Here is an 18,019-nt window from a genome sequence, read left to right as displayed (position 1 = left end):
ATTTTGAACGATATTCCAATCTCAGAAAAGATTCCTGAATTAGATATTGCAATCAAGGCAGCTCAAGAGGCAGGAGATGCAATTTTGGAGATTTACAAAGGTGAATTTGAAGAATTCATCAAAAAAGATGATTCTCCAATTACAGAGGCAGACCTAAAGAGCAATGAGATCATCAAAAAAATTCTTTCTCAAACAAAGCATAAAATTTTATCTGAAGAGGACAATGATGATCAGAGTAGATTATCTGAAGAAATAATTTGGATAGTGGATCCATTGGATGGTACTTCAGATTTTATTGATAAAACAGGTGAATTTACTGTAATGATTGCACTTGTAAAAAATAAAAAACCAATTCTTGGTGTAATAGGTTGGCCCACTGAAAAAACATTATTTGTGGCACAACAAGGAAATGGTGCATTTCGATATTCAAATGGAGAATGGAAAAAAATCTCAGTAACTTCGATAGAGGAAATCCCAAAATGCAGAACTATAGGTTCAAGACATCATTTATCAGACAAAGAAAAGGCATTTATCAAAAAATTAGGAATTGATGATTTTACTAGCATAGGTAGCTCATTAAAAGTTGGAAAAATTGCATCAGGTGAGGCTGAAGCATACATCACAACTACAGATAAAATGAAAGAATGGGATTCAGCAGCATCATATTGTATAATTTCAGAGGCAGGTGGAAAAATGACAGACATGTTAGGAAACGACATCACATACAACAACAAAGAAGTACATCATCAAAATGGAATTCTAGTTACAAATGGAATTATTCATCAAACAATAGTTGATGAATTTAAAAAATTAGAGTAGATTTCTTGATTTAAGAAATTCCTTTACTTTGTTTGCGCTATCAGCAAGTGATTCATTTTCTGTATCAACTATGAGATCAGCTTTTTCAGGAGCTTCATAAGGATCGTCAATTCCTGTAAATCCTTTGATTTCTCCTTTTCGTGCTTTAGCATACATGCCTTTGACGTCTCTTTCTTCACACTTTTCTAATGAACATTTGACATAGCATTCTGCAAACTGATCACCTGCATCAATAATCTTTCTGGCATTTTCTCTGTTTTCAAGATATGGTGAAACTAAAGATACTGCACTTGGAACACCATGTTTTAACAATAGTTTTGCCAAGTGAGCAACTTTTTTGTTGTGCTCATCACGCCCTGCTTTTGAAAAATCTTTTGGAGAAAACCATTCTCTTAATTCATCTCCGTCAAGCATTGCCAAATTTGGAATATCTTTTTGCAAGTCTTTTACGATGGTAGTCTTTCCAGAACATGGAAGACCAGTCATCCAAAGTACAAAAGGCTTCATGAGAGAAAAACTTCAAGTAGCCCATAAAGAGCTTACGTTAGTTTTTGAACCAAGGTTGATTCTCCAAAAAATCAATTTCTTTAATCATATCCTCAACCTTCTTGACAACTGCAAATATTGATCTGTATTGCTCATACATGTCTGTTTCTTCTTCTTTTGATAATACATTAGCTTCTGCATCATCAAAAAATTTATTTTCTTTATTTAGATGATCGTTTAGAAATATTGCATATGTTTTAAGATATCTAGAAACAGGTTCTCTTGCATCTTGTCCTGCTTTCCATCGTTTTAGATGATGATGAATTTTTCTTGCAACATTTCTTCCAAACTCATGTTCAACTAGAAATTTATGAATTTCATCTTTTAGAGAATCATAGCTTGCAACACATGGAAAATAGGAGTCCTCTTCTCTAGAGTGGTGAATTGTATCTACAAATTCAGATATGATGATAGTAATCTTTGTAAGATCAGAAAGCGGAATATCAGCTCCATCTTTTAATTCTTCAGCACATTTGAAAACAATTTTTTCAAGACGTCGTACCTGTACATGATCTGCTCTAAGTTCGTTTGTAGCACTCATTCAAGAAAAGATTGTTTAGGTTGATTTAATGTGTATCTAAAATCACTACAAAGCCTAAAATGATAAACCCAATCTAGTTTAATTTTTATCCCAAGATATCGAGATGCAATCAGAATTGAATCCCATAGTATTATCTATCTTAAATTTGATTAGAGGACAATTTGGAGAAAATCCATTGGCTAATTTGGATTCAAGTTTTATTTTAGAAAAATTTACAGAATTACAAAGTTCGGTTGAAATAATATCTATTCAAGATGATGGAATTATTGCTCCAGCTCATGTAATTTTGCTTGCCGCAGGTGTTGTCATATTTCTTGGAGTTGCAGGTGAGGCATTTTTTAAGAAAACCGGAATTCCCGATGTTGCATTCTTAATGATTCTAGGAGTAATAATAGGACCAGTTTTAGGTTTGATTCAACCTGAGGCCGTAATTCAAGTGGTGCCATACTTTGCAGCACTTGCATTGATAATTATCATGTTTGATGGTGGTTTGAATTTAGATATCAAACATGTCATAAAGACTGCTCATTTTTCATCTACTCTAGCTATTCTCGGATTTATTTTATCTGTTGCAGTAATAGCAATTGCAGCTCATTATGCATTAGGGTGGTTATGGTTGGAAAGTATTTTGTTGGGTTCAATTGTAGGTGGAAGTAGTTCTGCAATTGTTTTTGGATTAGTTAGAAATGTCAAGATATCTGAAGAAGCAAAATCAATGCTAAGTTTTGAGTCGGCTCTGACTGATATTTTGGCTACAATTATTGCATTCATTTTATTTGAAGCAGTACTTGCAGGAACCTTTGATCTTCAAACATTACAAGAGACTATTGGAAGAGCAGTTGTTGTAGGTCTAATTCTAGGATTTGGTGTTGGAATTCCTTGGATGTATGTATCAACAAAGCTTGGAAATGCTCAACACGCATACATGCTCACATTGGGAATTTTGTTTGTCTTGTTCTTTTTGGCAAACTCATTTGGTGAATCAGGTGCTTTGACTGCACTAGTATTTGGATTAATGCTTGGAAATAAGAATCACCTTTCACGAATACTGAAGTTTAAGCTACCAAGAATTGAGATGGATGATCCAACTCACAACCAACTCACGTTTTTGGTAAGAGCATTTTTCTTTGTATTTGTTGGATTAATGGCTAGTTTTGGACAAATAGAATATGTTGTGTTTGGAATATTAATTACAATTGTAGTTTTCTTTGGAAGAGCAATTGTTGCAAAAGTGACATTAACAAAAAGATTCTCCAGATTGGATAGAGCTGTTACAAATTCTATGATTCCAAGAGGATTGGCTGCAGCAGTACTTGCCACATACCCAATAACTATGGGTCTCTCAAATGCAGAAGCATACCCACAGATTATTTTCTTTATCATTTTATCATCTGTAATTATTACAACAATTGGAATGGGAAGAGCAAAAAACATCCCCCCTCCAGAATCTAAAGAAGGGGGATTTGTAAAGCCACCTGAAGATTCTGATGAGGGTGTATCTTTAGATGAATCAGCAAAGATTGAAGATTTGGGGGATGAATCAAATGAAGGCGGATTTGTAAAAAAATCTAATTCTCAAGAATAACTATGCAGAACTATCAGTTTTAGAAATTATAGTTCTAATGATTCTTTGAGACCCTTGTACCTGTTTCTGATAGTAACTTCAGTCACGTTTGCAGCCTCTGCAATATCTCTTTGAGTTTTATCCTCGCCATTTTTGACACAAGACAAGTATAATGCGGCAGCTGCTAATCCCATTGGATCTTTTCCTGCTGAAACTTCGTTTTCTTGAGCTTTTTTGAGTACTTTGACTGCATATCTTTTTGTTTTTTCTGCAATTCCAATTCTACTTGCAATTCTTGCAACACATTGAATTGAATCAGTTACTGGCATTTTCAAGTCAAGTTCTTTAACAAGCAATCTATAGCATCTTGCAATATCTTTTCTTTTGATGTTTGCTGCTTGTTCAACATCTTTTAGATTTCTTGGTGTTTCTGTATCACGACATGCAGCATATAGTGCTGATGCCATCAAAGCTGAAATCGAACGTCCCCTAACTAGTCCTTTGTCTAGTGCTTTTCTGTAAATATAAGCTGCCTTTTCAATTACAGCATCTGAAATTGCTAATTTGTCTTTTAGCCTGTTTAATTCGCTAAATGCCTGTCTAAAGTTTCTATCAACGGGTTCATGAACCTGACTTCTACTATCCCAAGTTCTTAATCGCTCAATGGTACTTTTCATAGATGCTGTAAGTGGTCTTCCAGAAGCATCTTTGTTTACTGGATTAATTATTGTAGCAAGACCCATGTCATGCATAGTCAATGAGGTAGGAGCTCCTGCTCTTGCTCTATCACCATGTTCATCTTGTGTAAAGGATCTCCATTCAGGACCTGCTTCTTGTAATTTCTCAGTGATTACAAATCCACATTTAGAGCAAAACATTTCTCCGGATTCATTATCAGTAACTAGTTTTCCCTGTGCACATCGTGGACAGAGTTCTTTTGTTTTACTTACCATGATTATTTCTAGAATCCTCCGTTGGTTGGTATTTATGAATCAACAAGTTTTTTGCAAAAATTTTGAGCCTAATAATAACACAGAATAGGGATTATGGAGTTATTTTAGGTAGGAAATGAAGACAATTTGGGCTATCCCTCTACTAATTGGAGTCTTTGTGCTAATTCCAAATGTTCATGCAGAAACTCTAGTTCAAAATCTCGAAGGTGGGATGGATATTGAGATTACACATCCTGATGAAATTGTGTTAGGACGAGAAGGGATTATCTCTATTTTAGTAAAAAATAACGGATGGGAAGAAAAACAAGATATTTCATTTCAGTTCTTGGTATCAGAGATTCCAGGATTGGGAGTAGATCCAAAAAATGTTAGAATTGATAAATTAGCTGAGGGTGGATCATATGGAGAAAATGTCAATCTAAAAATAACAAATGATGCTAGCCCAGGAATTCATTTTCTTAATATAAAATATTCTCAAGTTCTTGTTTCAAATAATGAAACACCACAAAAACCATTCTTTCATGACATTGCAATTCCAATTATAATAAAAGAAGATCCAAATGTAAAAATTCATACAAAGACTCCTGAATCAATTTTTGCAAATGCAGAATTTCCTATTGATGTCGAAGTAATATCTGAAGATATTGATATTACAAATGTAAAAATCAAAATTATTCCACCCAAAGATATCGAGTTTAGAGGAGAAACATTACATTCCTTTTCTAAAATACAAAAAAATACACCTATAGGAATAACATCACGAATTATCACACCAACTGAAGAAGTAAACACGGAATACAAGATTCCGTTTGAAATTATTGTGCAATATACAGATGATGTTGGAGAACAAAAAGAAGATTCACAAACTGTTTCAATAGTTCTACGGCCTAGAACATTTATGGAATTGACAACTGATGGTGGTATATGGATTGGAGATTTTTTTATTGCGCCCTATGTTAGTCTTGGAACAATTATAGGAATTCCGGCAGGCACTATCCTATCACTATTAGTAAGAAGAAGGACATCACCAAAAAAACGTTCAAGAAAGAAAAAAGTCTAAGACTCTAGTTTTTCTTTTATTAATTGAATATATTTTTGACTATATTTTGTAAATAATTGAATTTTAAGTTGTGATAAAGCCATAGCGCCAGGTCTGCTATTTACATGGGCCTCTGCAGCTTTTTGTTGCTCTAGTAGTTTTTCAAGATTTTCTTTTGATTGTGATTCTAGTTTAGATTGTAAGGTTGCAAGTTCATTTTCTAAATTTTTTTGTGTATCAGGGATTGCAGGTGGTTCAGCACCAATGATTTCTTTTGTTGTGATACTTCCAAATACTTTTTCATCTAAATAATGCAACAGCCAAAAATGGATTACTAGTATTATAAATTTAATTTGAAAGAAATTCAAAAACTGTGTTGCAGTGCAATCAAACCTTTTATTTTTGAATAATTTTAGATTTCATTGATGACATATTGTATTGGTAAATGCAAAGAGTACAAAGCCCTAAAACCATCTCAAATTGGAAGATATGCTGCAGGGCAAAAGAGATGTAATTATTGTGAAGTGTTTGTAGAATATGATGGATTGGCGTGTCCATGTTGCAATAGACAATTAAGGTGTTTACCTAGAAGTAGAAAAGGAAAAGAAAAGTATCTATCTCAAATTGTTTTAAAAAAACAACTACTGAATTGAGATTGTTTTCTTTTTTTGTGGGTTTAGATTTTGGTAGTGTTATATCTAAAACCCCATCACTAAGATCTACTTATAAGAAATCAATACTAGTAAAATTATGGCAATACCTTCAGATATAGAAGAATTTGTTGAAAAGCACATCAAGTTAATGATATCTCAGACAGAGTCATATTTGCCATTTATCAAAGTTGCATTTCCATACTCAAATAATATTGCAGATGGAGTATACAATTTAATCATTGGAAGTGCTTTGTCTGTATTTGTCAATCAATATGCAATGAGAATGAAAAATCCAACTGTAGAAGATTTTTCAGATTTTGGAAAGATTGCATTAAAGTATAGAGATCAAATTGATCATTTTTTTGCATAACTATGACAATTCGCCTAGAAAATGAACAGTATCATTTGTAACAATTACAGTTCGATCTTTTGGGACATGAAATAGTTTTTTTGAACCATTGGATTGGACAATTAATTTTGAAAATGGATCTTTGAGTGATTTGTACAGTATACCTTTATCGCCTAGTGATTGTGACCAATGAGTACCTTGAACAAATGAAATTGTTTGAAATTTTACGACTTGATATGAGTAAACCATTACTAATCAATTAGAGATTATTGCACTCATTAATGATTTTCCTCCAATTAGTGCTCCAATAGATAATCCAATATTGGCAACAATATTGGCTGCAAGTGTTCCATACTGATTATTTTCTAATAAATTAGTAGAATCAAGCGCAAATGAGGACATTGTTGTAAGAGAACCACAAAATCCTATTGCCGCAAAAAGAGAATATCTTCCATCAAGATTCCATTGTTGTGAAACAACAATAAACGCACCAAGAATAAATGCGCCAATCACATTTACTATCAAAACGTTTAGTGGTAATGTATTGAAAATCAAAGGAGATTCTGTAATTTTGTATCTTAGAAATGCGCCAAGAACAGAACCTGCTGCAAGGAAGATAAACTCTAATCCTTTCATATCTGAATCAAAATACCAGACATTATTAGTGCTATTTGAGACATTTTAGGTTCAAAACGCCTAATTTCGTTTTGGTGTGGAATACATGTCTATAGTTTTTATAGGTTCAATATTTGTCCCAGACTGAATGACCCTCAAACTAAGATGCGAAGACTATGGTTTTGAATGTCAATATGAAATTGATGAAGAAAAATCTGTCAGCACAATTGAGAAACTAAGAAATCATTTTGAAGAAGAACACGGAATCGATTATACTGTAGAAGCAGTTACACAAATGATTCAAAATCGTGGCCATTCTTTAGAATCAATTAGAAAATAATTTCTTTTTCATTTTTAACATTTAATACAATGTATGATGTATAACTTTCAGGAAGTTATTTTTCTAAAAAGATTAGGAATTTTTGGTTTGCAAAGTTTAGTTTTGATTACAAATTTTCCTATAACACTTTGTTTTTATTTTATGTTGACCAATAATAGGCAACAGTGGTAGAAAATTATTCAAATGATTATGATGTCAAGTGTAAACTAGACGCTTGCAAAACCTACCCTGCAATAACAGATTCTGAAAGAGGAGAAATTGTTTGTGGGGGTTGCGGTCTTATCCTAGTGCAAAACTTAGCTGACGCATCATATGAAAACAACGGTTACACTCAGGAAGACTTTATGAAGCAAACGAGAACAGGTCCTGCAACATCACTAACGATGTTTGATAAAGGACTATCAACTATAATTGGAAACAACAAAGATTCTTCAGGAAATGCATTATCAAGTAAAACAAAATATGAATTCAATAGACTCCGAACATGGGATCAAAGGAGCAAATCAAGAAAAACTGCTACTTTGAGCAAGGCATTTACTTTGCTTCATTCAATGAAGACAAAGTTGGGAATACCAGACAATGTTGTGGAGAGTGCTGCCTATATTTACAGAAAAACAGTTAGTGCAAAATTAACACGAGGTAGAACAATGACATCATTGATTTCAGCCTCTTTGTATGCAGCATGTAGAGAAAACAATATTCCACGAACATTAGACGACATTGCAGATGCTGGTAATGTAGAAAGAAGAATACTTTCCCGAGATTTGAGAACCATAATCAAAAGGCTTGGATTGAATCTTAATCAGTATGACACATCCTCATTTATCTCAAAAATTTCAAACAACATGAATTTGAAAGAAAAGACCAAACGAGGAGCGTTTGAAATACTAAAGTGCTGTGAGGAAAAAAAGATCACTGCTGGAAAGCATCCAGTTGCACAGGCTGCTGCATCATTATACATCTCATGTATAATTAATGGTGAGAAAATCAGTCAGAAAAAATTCTCATTAGAGGCAGGAGTAAGTGATGTTACAATACGAAACAGAGCTATGTTGATTAAGAAAACATTAAAGCTTAATGAGTAAAAAGTCCAAAATATCCTACATGTTAATTGTAGGAGAAATTATTTTTTCATAAAATACTTCTTTTAGTTGATTTACTAAATCCATAATTACACGAAGTTGCTCCATTGTAATTTCTTTTAGACTCTTTATCTTTTCTTGTAATTCAGATATTTGGGCTTGCAAACCCGATTTTTCATTCTTTAGAGTAGAGATCTGGCCTTGAAGATTCTTGTTTTGTTGTTTGAGTTTTTCATTTTCTTCAGTTAGCCTTTGAATTTTTTCTGATTCAGTTTCTTCAGGAAATGGATTAGGGGCAGGTTCTGGTTCTGGTAGCGGTATTGGTTTGGGTTCTGGTGAAGGTCCAGGAATTTCTGGAGGTTCTGGTTCTTGCTCAGTTTCAGCTGCAAACAGTGGTTGCATGCCAAATGACATCACTATAACAGATAATCCAAACACAAAACTAATTTTCATTTTTTATCCCAAAAAGATTAAAGTAATTTTGTATATGAATATGATTATTCATTGTTAATAATGAAAATGAAGGTTACTTGTAGAAATCAGGCTCTTGATCTCTTTTTTGTTTTGGGAGATCATCCATTACGGCTTGAACCACTTCGTTGTGATTGTATGTTAAGTGTCTAAGAAATTTTGCAGATTCATCTGCCCTAGTTTTTTCATCAGCAAATAACATCTCGGGACTGCTTAGCTCTGCCATCATGGTATTACATTCTTGGCATGGGTCAAAATCAAGATACAGTTTCATGTTTTTTCTCATTTTCTTTAGTATTTAGACTATTTTATGGAAGTAGTGGGTGGGGCCTCTTTCTTTTGAGGCTTTACTTTATCGATTGCGTCAATTAGTTCTTGCTGAGATATCTTGATATCTTTTACATTTTGTGTGTTTCCGCTAACATATTTCTTAAGTGCTGTAATTGCTGCTCTATTTGCAACTGCTGCAATCTCTGCACCACTGAATCCATCTGTCAACTCTACAAGTTTTGCAATGTTTACATCACTTGCAAGAGGCTTCTTTTTGGTATGAATTTCAAAGATATGTCGTCTTCCTTTAGAATCAGGATTTGGAACTTCAATGATTCTGTCAAATCTTCCAGGTCTAAGTAGGGCTTCATCTACAATATCTAACCGGTTTGTTGCACCAATTATCAATACGTTATGTAGTTCTTCAAGACCATCAATCTCAGTTAGAATTTGAGACACCACACTTTCTGTTACATGTGATTCAGAACCGCCGCTACCTCTTCGTGGTACAAGTGCATCAACTTCATCTAAGAAAATTATACATGGTGCAGCTTGTCGTGCTTTTCTGAAAATCTCTCTGACTCCTTTTTCGGATTCACCTACCCATTTTGAAAGCAATTCAGGTCCCTTTATGCTGATAAAGTTAGACTCGGTCATTTTTGCAAGTGCTTTTGCAATCAATGTCTTACCAGTTCCAGGTGGACCATGGAGTAAGATTCCTTTTGGTGTTTCAACATCAACATAGTCAAATGCTTCTTTGTGTTTAATTGGCCATTCAATTGCTTCACGCAATTCTTCTTTTAGTTCATCAAGACCACCAACATCATCCCAACCAACATCAGGAATTTGCACTTGGACTTCGCGTAGTGCACTAGGTCTTACCTCTTTTAGTGCGTCCCTAAAGTCCTCACTTGTAATCTGAATCTTTTGAAGAAGTTCTGATGAGATTTTTTCTTCATCAAGATCAATTTCAGGAAGAATTCTGCGAAGTGATCTCATGGCAGCTTCTTTGGATAATACTTCTAAATCAGCTCCAACAAATCCATGTGTCGTCTTTGAAATTTGTTTTAGATCAACTTTTTCATCAATTGGCATTCCACGTGTATGTATGGATAGAATTTCAAATCTTCCTTCATCATCAGGAATTCCAATTTCAATTTCTCTATCAAATCTACCTGGCCTTCTAAGAGCTGGATCAATAGAGTCTGGTCTGTTTGTAGCTGCAATCACCACCACTTTACCTCTAGATTTCATTCCATCCATCAGTGTCAATAATTGAGAAACAATTCTCTTTTCAACTTCTCCAGAGACTTCATCTCGTTTTGGGGCAATAGAGTCTATTTCATCAATGAATACAATACTTGGAGAATTTTCTTCAGCTTGCTTGAAAATTTCTCTAATTTTTTCTTCACTTTCTCCATAATATTTACCCATGATTTCAGGACCACTTAGAGAGATAAAGTGGGCATTAGTTTCTCCTGCTACTGCTTTTGCAAGAAGGGTTTTTCCAGTACCAGGTGGACCATATAGTAGGACTCCTTTTGGCGCTTCTACACCTATTTTATCAAATAGTTCAGGATGTCTCATAGGTAGTTCAATCATCTCACGAATTTTTTGTACTTCATTTTTGAGACCACCTAATTCATCATAGGTTATTCTTGGAACAGATGCATCAACTGCCTTTGTCATTGTTCCAAGCTTGAATGCAGTGCTTTCAGTAACAATTACTGGTTTTGATGGCTTTGTGCTAGTTACAATAAATTGAACTCGTCCACCCATCTGCGTATTAAGAGATAGTGTATCTCCAGTTGTAAAAACGTGATTAAGATAATTATAAGTCATATACTCTTGTAGTCCTTCGGCTGAAATTTTTTCAGTAGGAGATAAAACAATTTGTTCTGCATTTGCAGCTGAAACTGATTTTAATGAGATTTTATCACCAATACCTGCACCAATATTTTGCCTTGTCATTCCATCAATTTTGATAATTCCAGTTCCATAATCTTCAGGATTTCCTGGCCAAAGTTTTACATGTGTTTTTTTATTATATGTTAATTCTAAGATTTGTCCAGTATTCCAATTTTGATCTTCAATAATTTTCGGATCAACTATGGCTCTTCCTCTACCAACATGTTGTTGTGGAATTTCATCAACTTTTAAAATAATTTCACTCATTTTCTCACCTCAAAAATTTTTGGGGGGTTTATTCAACCTCCACCTTTTTACCCGTAGGTTTTTCTTCAACTAATTTGAAGACTAGTTGTAGAATTCCGTTTTTGTAGGAAGCCTTTGCAGAATTCTCATCAACTTTGTGTTGTAGTGGAACTTTTGCATGATATTTCTTATCACCATGTTCTGCAGAAAGATCTACAACCTTGTTGTCAACAACAATTTTGACATCAGTCTTTTCAACTCCTGGCATCTCAGCTATGAGTTTTACGACTTTGTCTTTTTCATCAACAATTGTGTCAACGATTGGTTCTCGTGCATCAGAAGTTGGAAGTTGGCTTGGTTTGACATTTCCATATTCCTTTACAATTGGTTTCCCATCTGGACCTACGGTCATGGTGTAACCATAGTAAAATGGACCCGATTCAGAACCATTTCTATTGAATTCCTCAAAAATGTCATCTGTATCAAAAAAAGATCTTGACATTTTTTTGAAGATTCTATCAATTTCGCTATCAAAGAACATTGTCATATTCACCTATAATATGTAATGTATATGACATTATATAAAGATTATTGGTATTTCTTTGATTTCTTACATAATGCTATTATAACTGACATTATATAATAATCTTAATGAGAGTTGCCAGTATGTCTGTGCCTGAAGTAGTCAGAGAGATAATCACTAGAAATCGTTCAATTTATGATTGTATGAAGATGGATTTGATAAATTACACAGCATTAGCAGTAAAGATCCAACCAGAGATAGAAAGAATTCTTGGAAATCGTGTTAACCTCAATACAATTGTTGTAGCAATTAAGAGATATGCAGATTCATTTGAAGTTAAAGAAGAGGTAAAGGAAGAGTCGGTTTTGAAGAATGCTAGATTGGCATTAACTGATGGAATAATGGATATTAAATTTTCAATTAAAGATTCTAATCAAATGGATCCAATGGTGATTTTGGATAAATTCTCAAAGATTACTAATAATTATGAATTTTTTAGAATGTCTGACTCCTTTAGGTTTCTCACAGAAGATATGGAAGACATTAGGCAAATTTTTGATAATGTTTCAGATAGAGAAAATGTGTTCAGTACAGGTCTTGCAAAAATTAAGATCACAATACCAAATTCACAGAATCAGTCAGATGTGGTTTCTTATGTCGCAGAAGTTTTACATGCAAATGGCATCGAACTAGTTAATGCTTTTTTCAGCCAGGATAACATCATAATTATTCTGAATGAAAAAGACGCATCAAGGGCATATGAGATTTTACATTCAGATATTATGAGGGCCTAATAACAGGTACGCACTCATATTTTATGAGAAATAAACTCATAGGATATATTCAGTATTTTTATGGGTAAAGCAAATGGCCCGAAATAAGAAGAAAATTGTTATTCTAGGAGGGGGTTTTGCAGGCTTGCAATGTACTAGGCAATTAGAGGAATATTTCAAAAATGAGTCAGAAATTGAGATTGTTTTAGTAAGTGAAGATAATTTTCTTTTGTTTACTCCAATGCTGCCCCAAGTAGCATCTGGAATGATTGAAACTAGACATATTGTAATGCCAATTAGAACAATTACAAAAAAAGCAATTTTCTATGAAGGCAGAGTCAAAAATATTGATCCCTATGGGAAGATTGTAAATTTGTGGGGAAGTGGAAATAAGAGAGGCATTTCACTTCATTATGATTTTCTTGTTGTAGCATTAGGAAGTGAAACCAACTTTTTTGGAATGAGTGATCTTGAGAAAAATGCCTACCAGATGAAGACGCTCAATGATGCAGTCATGGTTAGAAATAGAATGATAGACATGTTGGAGCAGGCAGAAAATGAAACTAATCCAATTCTAAAACATAGTCTTCTAACATTTGTTGTTGTTGGAGGGGGGTTTGCAGGGATAGAGACAGCAGGAGAAATAATGGATCTTTTGTTAGATGTTAGAAAATATTACCCAAATATCAAAAAAGAAGATATTCGAGTTGTTGTGTTAGAGGCATTACCAAACATTTTACCTGGTTTTTCTGAAAGCCTTGCAAAATTTGCACAAGAAAAACTAACAGAACATGGAATTGAAATAAAGTTGCAAACAGCTGTTACTAGTTTTAATGGTGATGAAGTCATGATAAAGAGGTTAGATGTTGATAAAGATGCAGTAGATGATTCGATCGTAAGTTCAATTCAATCAAAGACTGTAATATGGACTGCAGGTGTTACACCGGTTAATACTATCAAAAGATCATTATTCAAAACAGACAAAGGAAAAATTATCATTGATAAGAATTTGGAAGTAAATGATTTTCCAGGTGTTTTTGCAATTGGGGATTGTGCATTATTTATGGACCCTAACACTCAAAGACCATTTGCACCAACTGCACAAATTGCAGAAGCTCAGGCAAAGATTGCAGCAAAAAATCTTTATGCCCTGATAAGAAATAAGGAAAAAACAGAATTCTTGTATAAATCAAAAGGCCAGATGGCAATTATTGGAAAGAGAACAGGTATTGCATCATTTTTAGGGATGAATATTCACGGTATCTTTGCATGGTTCCTTTGGAGAAACATTTACCTCTCCAAAATTCCAACATGGGATAAACGATTTAGAGTATTTTTAGACTGGACAGCTGATGCAATTTTTGATAGAGATATTTCTAGACTAAAATTCATGAGACGTGAGCCAGAAAAAGAATACAAAGTACTTGATGAAGTCGATGATGTTTGGTAGTTAGTTTAATTTTCTAATTTTATAGATGATTATTGCAGGTGCAGCAAAATACATTCCAATATTCATTAGAATAATGCTTACACCATAAGAGATCATTTCTTGTTCAGAATTAATTTCAACATAATTTAGTAGTGAAAGAGTAGACAACATCGGAGTGATTGATAATTTTACAATTTCTTTGAATAGTGGGGATTCACGCTCTAAATCAGATATCATAGGAGAAAATGAATAGTACAGTTGGTTAAATCCACTCATAAATGTAGTTCCTGACTCTGTTGCAAGAATAGTGTTATCTCTAAGTTCTCTTAGTTTTTGAACCTGTGGCGCCATTTCAGAACCAAATGTAGCAGTTGCAATTAGACACCCACCATTTTCATCAGATCCATTAGTTGGGGATTCCTCAGATAATTTTTTAAAAGAATTTATTGTTTCATCAAATCTTTCAAGTTGAGAATCAAAATCATCTATTCCATTACTATATGAAAAAGTGTAATAATCATCTGAATCATAAATCATCACTTCCTTAAATTTTACATTGTAAGTTTGATTGTTAGCAGAAAAGATCCCTTCTGCATTAATTACATATGCATCATTTCCATTAATTGTAGTTTGTTCCTTTGAGATTAGATTCAATTGTCCCGTTTCAATAACTTGGGTTAATTGTTCAATTTTTTCAGAAATTAGATCATCCATACTTTTTTGATTAGTAGGGATAATTGTAAGAGAAAAGACAGGGTTCATTTCTCCAATTTTAGGCCCTACTGCAACAAAATCAGGTGAGTTTTCTTGTGTTTTTTCTGGTTGTTGTAAGAGCCAGCCTTCAGGCATATTAAACGTAATATCATACTCTTCACTTTCAAATTGTTGGTTTCCAGTAGGTGGTAAAACACTAGTTTGTATTCGCTCAGGCTCTGTTAATTCAAGTATATCAGGAATTTCAGAACGTGGCACAACTGAAACTTTGGTAATTCTAACTTGTTCTGGATTTAGAGGAATGTCTTTATCCCCAGTAGGAACAGATGCAATTTTATCAAGTGTTTCAAAGCTTTCCTCAGTTACAATTCTTCCAAATACACTATATTGTTCATCAAGAAAATTAGAATCTTGATGAACTATAAAAAACTGTGAGCCTCCACTATTTGGATCAGCAGATCTTGCCATAGAAACAATTCCACGATTATGTTTTATTGTGTTAAATTCAGCATCCAATCTTTCTTCTGGACCGCCAGTTCCCCATGTACTTGGATCACCATCAATAGTATTTGGATCACCACCTTGAATCATAAATCCTGGAATTATTCTATGAAAAAGTGTATTGTCATAAAATCCTCCTTGAGCTAATTTAATGAAATTTTGTACATGATTCGGAGCATCGTTTGGGAAAAATCCTATTACAATTTTTCCAAGTTCAGTTTCAATAACTACTACTGGATCCATTATTTGTATATGATTAAGTTCGATTTGAGCCCAACCTTGAGTTCCAAATCCAATAAAAAATAATGAAATAGTTATTGTAAGAAATATCTTATTCAATATTTTTTGTCTAGGTGCCTTACTTAAAAGCCAATTGTATTAGTTTTTAACAAAGTCAGATAGATTAGACGATATGCAACCTGATGAAAAGATTCAGGCACATATTGTCTCAGTGTGGAGAGAATCAAGGAAATTTTTCTCGGTTGGGGGCAAAGAAGGGATGTTAGTTCTAACGGATAGACATCTAATGTTTATTCATAAAACTGAAGCTAAGATGAAATGGTGGAAGGCAATTACTCAAAGACAAGTAATCAATTTTATCAAATCAAAAAATACAATGATTCGTCATGATGGATATGATGAAGAAGAGTTGATGAATGATGTAGAGGACGAAAGAAATGTAGAGTTAGTGTTCGATGATATTTCCAGTATTAGTTTTGAGGAAAAAACTTGGGGTAGTGTTTTACAGTTAGAATATGAAAAAAATGGGAAAAAAGAAAAATTTCAGTATTCAATTGCACAAGATTGGGTAAAATATCCTGCAAAAGAGCCTACAAAATACATGAAGGTAGACTGGGCACCATTTGTGCAATATATTAAAGACAGGCAGAAGTTTACAAAGTAAAATTGGGAAAAGTTTTCGCTTTAGGTGTAGGTCCAGGCTCACCGAAATATGTAACTGAAATTGTCAAAGAGATTATTCAAAAATGTGACATTGTAATTGGTTACAAATATACTCTAAAAACAATTGAGCATCTTCTTCAAGACAAAGAGGTTCATGAAATTACTATGAGTGATCAGGAAAAATCATATCAAAATATTCTTCCAAAATTAGGAGATAAAACTTTGGTAATACCATTTACTGGTGACGTAAATTTTTCAGAATCTGAAGTTGTTGATAGATTAATTGAAATTTTTGGTAAGGTGGAGATTATTCCAGGAATCAGTTCAATCCAAGTAGCAGCATCAAGAGCACAAGTACCACTTGATAAATCCAAAGTAATTACAATGCATGTAACAACCCAAATTGAAGATAAAAAACTAGAGCTACAAAAAGCATTGATTGATGGATTTAGTGTTGTTTTAGTTCCAAGACCTTGGCCAAAACAACCAGACAAACATTTCATGCCTTCAGAAATTGCAGTCTACCTTCGTGAAAATGGCTTTGATACTGCAAAAATAAAGGTCCATGTTTTTGAAGCCATAACCACCGAAAACGAAACTAATTTTGAGGGAACTGTAAAAGATTTGGAAGGAAAAGAATTTTCGGATTTGTCAGTAATGGTATTTAATCAAACAAGTCTAGATTCATACATTAATTATAGATGGCAATGGGAAAACTAATTTCCTAGATTCTGACCTTGTCTAAGAAGTAAATTATCTGAATCGGGAAATACATATGCTATAATTCTCATCCAACTATAATCTGGATCAATTAATCTATAGAATCCTGTTTCACCAAATGTTATGTTGACTGATTTTCCTGGTGCGATCATACCAGTATCTACTCGTTCATCAACAACAAAATCACAATTGTAAACTTCTGAACGTTCGCCAAAAGTACTAAATCCTTTAGCGAGAGATGTATCAACATCTCGACAAATATTTCCGTTATTAAGATCTCTTTCTGAGCCTACTATAATACCACTAACTAAACTGTGGGGTACTACATCATCATTTACAATTTTAATTGTTGTACCAGGTCCAATTGATATTCTATCAGATGAAAAATACCCTAATCGTTGTGCATTTGAACCGGTAGTAGATAATCCAATATAACTATCAGAACCGCCTTGTAAAGAGGCTCCTTTGATAATACGAATTGTAACTTCGTTTGATTCCTCAGATGTTTTTACTACATCAATTTTAGACAATGAAGAAAGTTTTGTAGTATAAATTATCTTGTGAGTTTCATCAGGTGTTGTAATTCTCCCAGTAAAACCATAAACTGCTGCATCTTTACTTTCTGCAACCAATCTTCCAAAGAAGTTTATCGTAGTATCAAATCCAGTAGAGCTTTCTATGTTTCCATTAATTCTAATATAACGGCCTTCGCGCAAAAATTTTCCTTCTAATTCTGTAATGATAAATTCATCATCATTAAGTGTAACAAATCCATCATCGATTACAAAGTTGATTGAACTTCCACGTTGCACTTGAGAGGATAATCCTAGATCAATTTCTGTAAATTTAATTTGTTCTTCAGTTACAGCAAAGCCAGAACCCTCTAAAAGAAAGGGTTGATTTTCAGAAATTTCTGCAAATGATTCATTGAAAAGATATCCTGAGAAAGCTATGAGTAGTGTTAGTAACAATACAGCTAACTTCACAATAGATTTGTCTTCTAATTTGGTTTATAATTTGCTACTAAATTATTTTAGACTTAATAGGCAATTACTGAAGG

At 33.6% G+C, this 18,019-nt stretch carries 23 protein-coding genes; 11 read left to right on the top strand and 12 right to left on the bottom strand.

Annotation, left to right across the window (positions count from 1 at the left end; all coding sequences use genetic code 11):
- Positions 1–3 precede the first annotated feature (3 nt).
- Positions 4–819, top strand: coding sequence for a 3'(2'),5'-bisphosphate nucleotidase CysQ family protein (locus C6989_RS02350; RefSeq protein WP_148702506.1), 816 nt, complete (start codon positions 4–6; stop codon positions 817–819).
- Here C6989_RS02350 and cysC read toward each other — a convergent pair.
- Together cysC and C6989_RS02340 are read right to left on the bottom strand one after the other, a co-directional pair.
- Positions 811–1,326 carry an adenylyl-sulfate kinase gene (cysC, locus tag C6989_RS02345; protein ID WP_148702505.1) on the bottom strand — a complete coding sequence of 172 codons (516 nt, stop codon included), beginning with the start codon at positions 1,324–1,326 and terminating at the stop codon, positions 811–813. The genes C6989_RS02350 and cysC overlap by 9 nt on opposite strands.
- Positions 1,327–1,363: 37 nt before the next feature.
- Positions 1,364–1,906 (bottom strand): hemerythrin domain-containing protein, encoded by a 543-nt coding sequence (locus C6989_RS02340; protein ID WP_148702504.1) that lies wholly within the window; start codon positions 1,904–1,906, stop codon positions 1,364–1,366.
- A 115-nt stretch (positions 1,907–2,021) separates the two neighbouring features.
- Here C6989_RS02340 and C6989_RS02335 point away from each other — a divergent pair, with 115 nt between their 5' ends.
- Entirely contained in the window at positions 2,022–3,491 is a 1,470-nt protein-coding gene (locus tag C6989_RS02335) for a cation:proton antiporter (RefSeq protein WP_148704081.1), read from the top strand.
- A gap of 26 nt (positions 3,492–3,517) precedes the next feature.
- Here the strand turns inward: C6989_RS02335 and C6989_RS02330 are convergent, their stop codons facing one another.
- On the bottom strand, positions 3,518–4,423 hold the full coding sequence (locus tag C6989_RS02330) for a transcription initiation factor IIB (protein WP_012214407.1): 906 nt from the start codon (positions 4,421–4,423) through the stop codon (positions 3,518–3,520).
- A gap of 115 nt (positions 4,424–4,538) precedes the next feature.
- Here C6989_RS02330 and C6989_RS02325 point away from each other — a divergent pair, with 115 nt between their 5' ends.
- Positions 4,539–5,483: a COG1361 family protein gene (locus C6989_RS02325; RefSeq protein ID WP_148702503.1), complete on the top strand. Its 945-nt coding sequence runs from the start codon at positions 4,539–4,541 to the stop codon at positions 5,481–5,483.
- Here the strand turns inward: C6989_RS02325 and C6989_RS02320 are convergent.
- Positions 5,480–5,779, bottom strand: coding sequence for a hypothetical protein (locus C6989_RS02320; RefSeq protein ID WP_148702502.1), 300 nt, complete (start codon positions 5,777–5,779; stop codon positions 5,480–5,482). The genes C6989_RS02325 and C6989_RS02320 overlap by 4 nt on opposite strands.
- Positions 5,780–5,887: 108 nt before the next feature.
- Here C6989_RS02320 and C6989_RS02315 point away from each other — a divergent pair, with 108 nt between their 5' ends.
- Together C6989_RS02315 and C6989_RS02310 are read left to right on the top strand one after the other, a co-directional pair.
- Positions 5,888–6,115, top strand: a complete 228-nt coding sequence (locus C6989_RS02315; RefSeq protein ID WP_148702501.1) for a hypothetical protein — start codon at positions 5,888–5,890, stop codon at positions 6,113–6,115.
- 97 nt (positions 6,116–6,212) lie between these two features.
- Positions 6,213–6,485, top strand: coding sequence for a hypothetical protein (locus tag C6989_RS02310; protein ID WP_148702500.1), 273 nt, complete (start codon positions 6,213–6,215; stop codon positions 6,483–6,485).
- Here the strand turns inward: C6989_RS02310 and C6989_RS02305 are convergent, their stop codons facing one another.
- Together C6989_RS02305 and C6989_RS02300 are read right to left on the bottom strand one after the other, a co-directional pair.
- Positions 6,486–6,713 carry a hypothetical protein gene (locus C6989_RS02305; protein ID WP_148702499.1) on the bottom strand — a complete coding sequence of 76 codons (228 nt, stop codon included), beginning with the start codon at positions 6,711–6,713 and terminating at the stop codon, positions 6,486–6,488.
- A gap of 6 nt (positions 6,714–6,719) precedes the next feature.
- On the bottom strand, positions 6,720–7,100 hold the full coding sequence (locus C6989_RS02300) for a fluoride efflux transporter FluC (RefSeq protein WP_182126249.1): 381 nt from the start codon (positions 7,098–7,100) through the stop codon (positions 6,720–6,722).
- A gap of 127 nt (positions 7,101–7,227) precedes the next feature.
- On the opposite strand from C6989_RS02300, the gene C6989_RS02295 reads away from it, so the two are divergent.
- Entirely contained in the window at positions 7,228–7,419 is a 192-nt protein-coding gene (locus C6989_RS02295; RefSeq protein ID WP_148702497.1) for a DUF1059 domain-containing protein, read from the top strand.
- A 164-nt stretch (positions 7,420–7,583) separates the two neighbouring features.
- A complete protein-coding gene (locus C6989_RS02290) occupies positions 7,584–8,504 on the top strand; it encodes a transcription initiation factor IIB (protein ID WP_182126248.1) in 921 nt (306 codons plus the stop codon).
- A gap of 15 nt (positions 8,505–8,519) precedes the next feature.
- Here the strand turns inward: C6989_RS02290 and C6989_RS02285 are convergent, their stop codons facing one another.
- From C6989_RS02285 to hsp20, 4 genes are all read right to left on the bottom strand, one after another.
- The gene (locus C6989_RS02285; protein WP_148702495.1) at positions 8,520–8,954 is read right to left on the bottom strand and encodes a coiled-coil domain-containing protein; all 435 of its coding nucleotides are present in this window, start codon (positions 8,952–8,954) and stop codon (positions 8,520–8,522) included.
- A gap of 73 nt (positions 8,955–9,027) precedes the next feature.
- Complete coding sequence (locus tag C6989_RS02280) at positions 9,028–9,246, bottom strand: hypothetical protein (protein WP_048083098.1); 219 nt, start codon at positions 9,244–9,246, stop codon at positions 9,028–9,030.
- Positions 9,247–9,275: 29 nt separating this feature from the next.
- Positions 9,276–11,417 carry a CDC48 family AAA ATPase gene (locus C6989_RS02275; RefSeq protein ID WP_182126247.1) on the bottom strand — a complete coding sequence of 714 codons (2,142 nt, stop codon included), beginning with the start codon at positions 11,415–11,417 and terminating at the stop codon, positions 9,276–9,278.
- A gap of 28 nt (positions 11,418–11,445) precedes the next feature.
- Positions 11,446–11,943, bottom strand: coding sequence for an archaeal heat shock protein Hsp20 (gene hsp20, locus C6989_RS02270; protein ID WP_182126583.1), 498 nt, complete (start codon positions 11,941–11,943; stop codon positions 11,446–11,448).
- A gap of 104 nt (positions 11,944–12,047) precedes the next feature.
- On the opposite strand from hsp20, the gene C6989_RS02265 reads away from it, so the two are divergent.
- Together C6989_RS02265 and C6989_RS02260 are read left to right on the top strand one after the other, a co-directional pair.
- The gene (locus tag C6989_RS02265) at positions 12,048–12,713 is read left to right on the top strand and encodes an ACT domain-containing protein (protein WP_148702492.1); all 666 of its coding nucleotides are present in this window, start codon (positions 12,048–12,050) and stop codon (positions 12,711–12,713) included.
- Between the two features lie 73 nt (positions 12,714–12,786).
- Positions 12,787–14,142 (top strand): NAD(P)/FAD-dependent oxidoreductase, encoded by a 1,356-nt coding sequence (locus C6989_RS02260; RefSeq protein WP_148702491.1) that lies wholly within the window; start codon positions 12,787–12,789, stop codon positions 14,140–14,142.
- Here C6989_RS02260 and C6989_RS02255 read toward each other — a convergent pair whose 3' ends face one another.
- Positions 14,143–15,675 carry a peptidylprolyl isomerase gene (locus tag C6989_RS02255; protein ID WP_182126246.1) on the bottom strand — a complete coding sequence of 511 codons (1,533 nt, stop codon included), beginning with the start codon at positions 15,673–15,675 and terminating at the stop codon, positions 14,143–14,145.
- Positions 15,676–15,748: 73 nt separating this feature from the next.
- Between C6989_RS02255 and C6989_RS02250 the strand changes: the two genes are divergently transcribed.
- Both C6989_RS02250 and cbiE read left to right on the top strand, forming a co-directional pair.
- A complete protein-coding gene (locus C6989_RS02250; protein ID WP_148702490.1) occupies positions 15,749–16,240 on the top strand; it encodes a hypothetical protein in 492 nt (163 codons plus the stop codon).
- A 2-nt stretch (positions 16,241–16,242) separates the two neighbouring features.
- Positions 16,243–16,959 (top strand): precorrin-6y C5,15-methyltransferase (decarboxylating) subunit CbiE, encoded by a 717-nt coding sequence (gene cbiE / locus C6989_RS02245; RefSeq protein WP_182126245.1) that lies wholly within the window; start codon positions 16,243–16,245, stop codon positions 16,957–16,959.
- Here the strand turns inward: cbiE and C6989_RS02240 are convergent.
- The gene (locus tag C6989_RS02240; protein WP_182126244.1) at positions 16,956–17,945 is read right to left on the bottom strand and encodes a cupredoxin domain-containing protein; all 990 of its coding nucleotides are present in this window, start codon (positions 17,943–17,945) and stop codon (positions 16,956–16,958) included. The genes cbiE and C6989_RS02240 overlap by 4 nt on opposite strands.
- Positions 17,946–18,019 lie beyond the last annotated feature (74 nt).

This window comes from Nitrosopumilus sp. b2, assembly GCF_014078535.1.
GTDB classification, from domain to species: Archaea; Thermoproteota; Nitrososphaeria; order Nitrososphaerales; family Nitrosopumilaceae; genus Nitrosopumilus; species Nitrosopumilus piranensis.
The sequence above is the reverse complement of the archived record's forward strand: the minus strand, read 5'-3'. Positions and strand labels throughout refer to the sequence as shown.

What these genes read in the sequence shown, in the direction of transcription:
- cysC (WP_148702505.1), bottom strand. Translation starts at nt 1,326, where the DNA reads ATGAAGCCTTTTGTACTTTGGATGACTGGTCTTCCATGTTCTGGAAAG.
- C6989_RS02340 (WP_148702504.1), bottom strand. Translation starts at nt 1,906, where the DNA reads ATGAGTGCTACAAACGAACTTAGAGCAGATCATGTACAGGTACGACGT.
- C6989_RS02330 (WP_012214407.1), bottom strand. Translation starts at nt 4,423, where the DNA reads ATGGTAAGTAAAACAAAAGAACTCTGTCCACGATGTGCACAGGGAAAA.
- C6989_RS02325 (WP_148702503.1), top strand. Translation starts at nt 4,539, where the DNA reads ATGAAGACAATTTGGGCTATCCCTCTACTAATTGGAGTCTTTGTGCTA.
- C6989_RS02315 (WP_148702501.1), top strand. Translation starts at nt 5,888, where the DNA reads ATGACATATTGTATTGGTAAATGCAAAGAGTACAAAGCCCTAAAACCA.
- C6989_RS02310 (WP_148702500.1), top strand. Translation starts at nt 6,213, where the DNA reads ATGGCAATACCTTCAGATATAGAAGAATTTGTTGAAAAGCACATCAAG.
- C6989_RS02305 (WP_148702499.1), bottom strand. Translation starts at nt 6,713, where the DNA reads ATGGTTTACTCATATCAAGTCGTAAAATTTCAAACAATTTCATTTGTT.
- C6989_RS02300 (WP_182126249.1), bottom strand. Translation starts at nt 7,100, where the DNA reads ATGAAAGGATTAGAGTTTATCTTCCTTGCAGCAGGTTCTGTTCTTGGC.
- C6989_RS02295 (WP_148702497.1), top strand. Translation starts at nt 7,228, where the DNA reads ATGACCCTCAAACTAAGATGCGAAGACTATGGTTTTGAATGTCAATAT.
- C6989_RS02285 (WP_148702495.1), bottom strand. Translation starts at nt 8,954, where the DNA reads ATGAAAATTAGTTTTGTGTTTGGATTATCTGTTATAGTGATGTCATTT.
- C6989_RS02280 (WP_048083098.1), bottom strand. Translation starts at nt 9,246, where the DNA reads ATGAAACTGTATCTTGATTTTGACCCATGCCAAGAATGTAATACCATG.
- C6989_RS02275 (WP_182126247.1), bottom strand. Translation starts at nt 11,417, where the DNA reads ATGAGTGAAATTATTTTAAAAGTTGATGAAATTCCACAACAACATGTT.
- hsp20 (WP_182126583.1), bottom strand. Translation starts at nt 11,943, where the DNA reads ATGACAATGTTCTTTGATAGCGAAATTGATAGAATCTTCAAAAAAATG.
- C6989_RS02265 (WP_148702492.1), top strand. Translation starts at nt 12,048, where the DNA reads ATGAGAGTTGCCAGTATGTCTGTGCCTGAAGTAGTCAGAGAGATAATC.
- C6989_RS02260 (WP_148702491.1), top strand. Translation starts at nt 12,787, where the DNA reads ATGGCCCGAAATAAGAAGAAAATTGTTATTCTAGGAGGGGGTTTTGCA.
- C6989_RS02250 (WP_148702490.1), top strand. Translation starts at nt 15,749, where the DNA reads ATGCAACCTGATGAAAAGATTCAGGCACATATTGTCTCAGTGTGGAGA.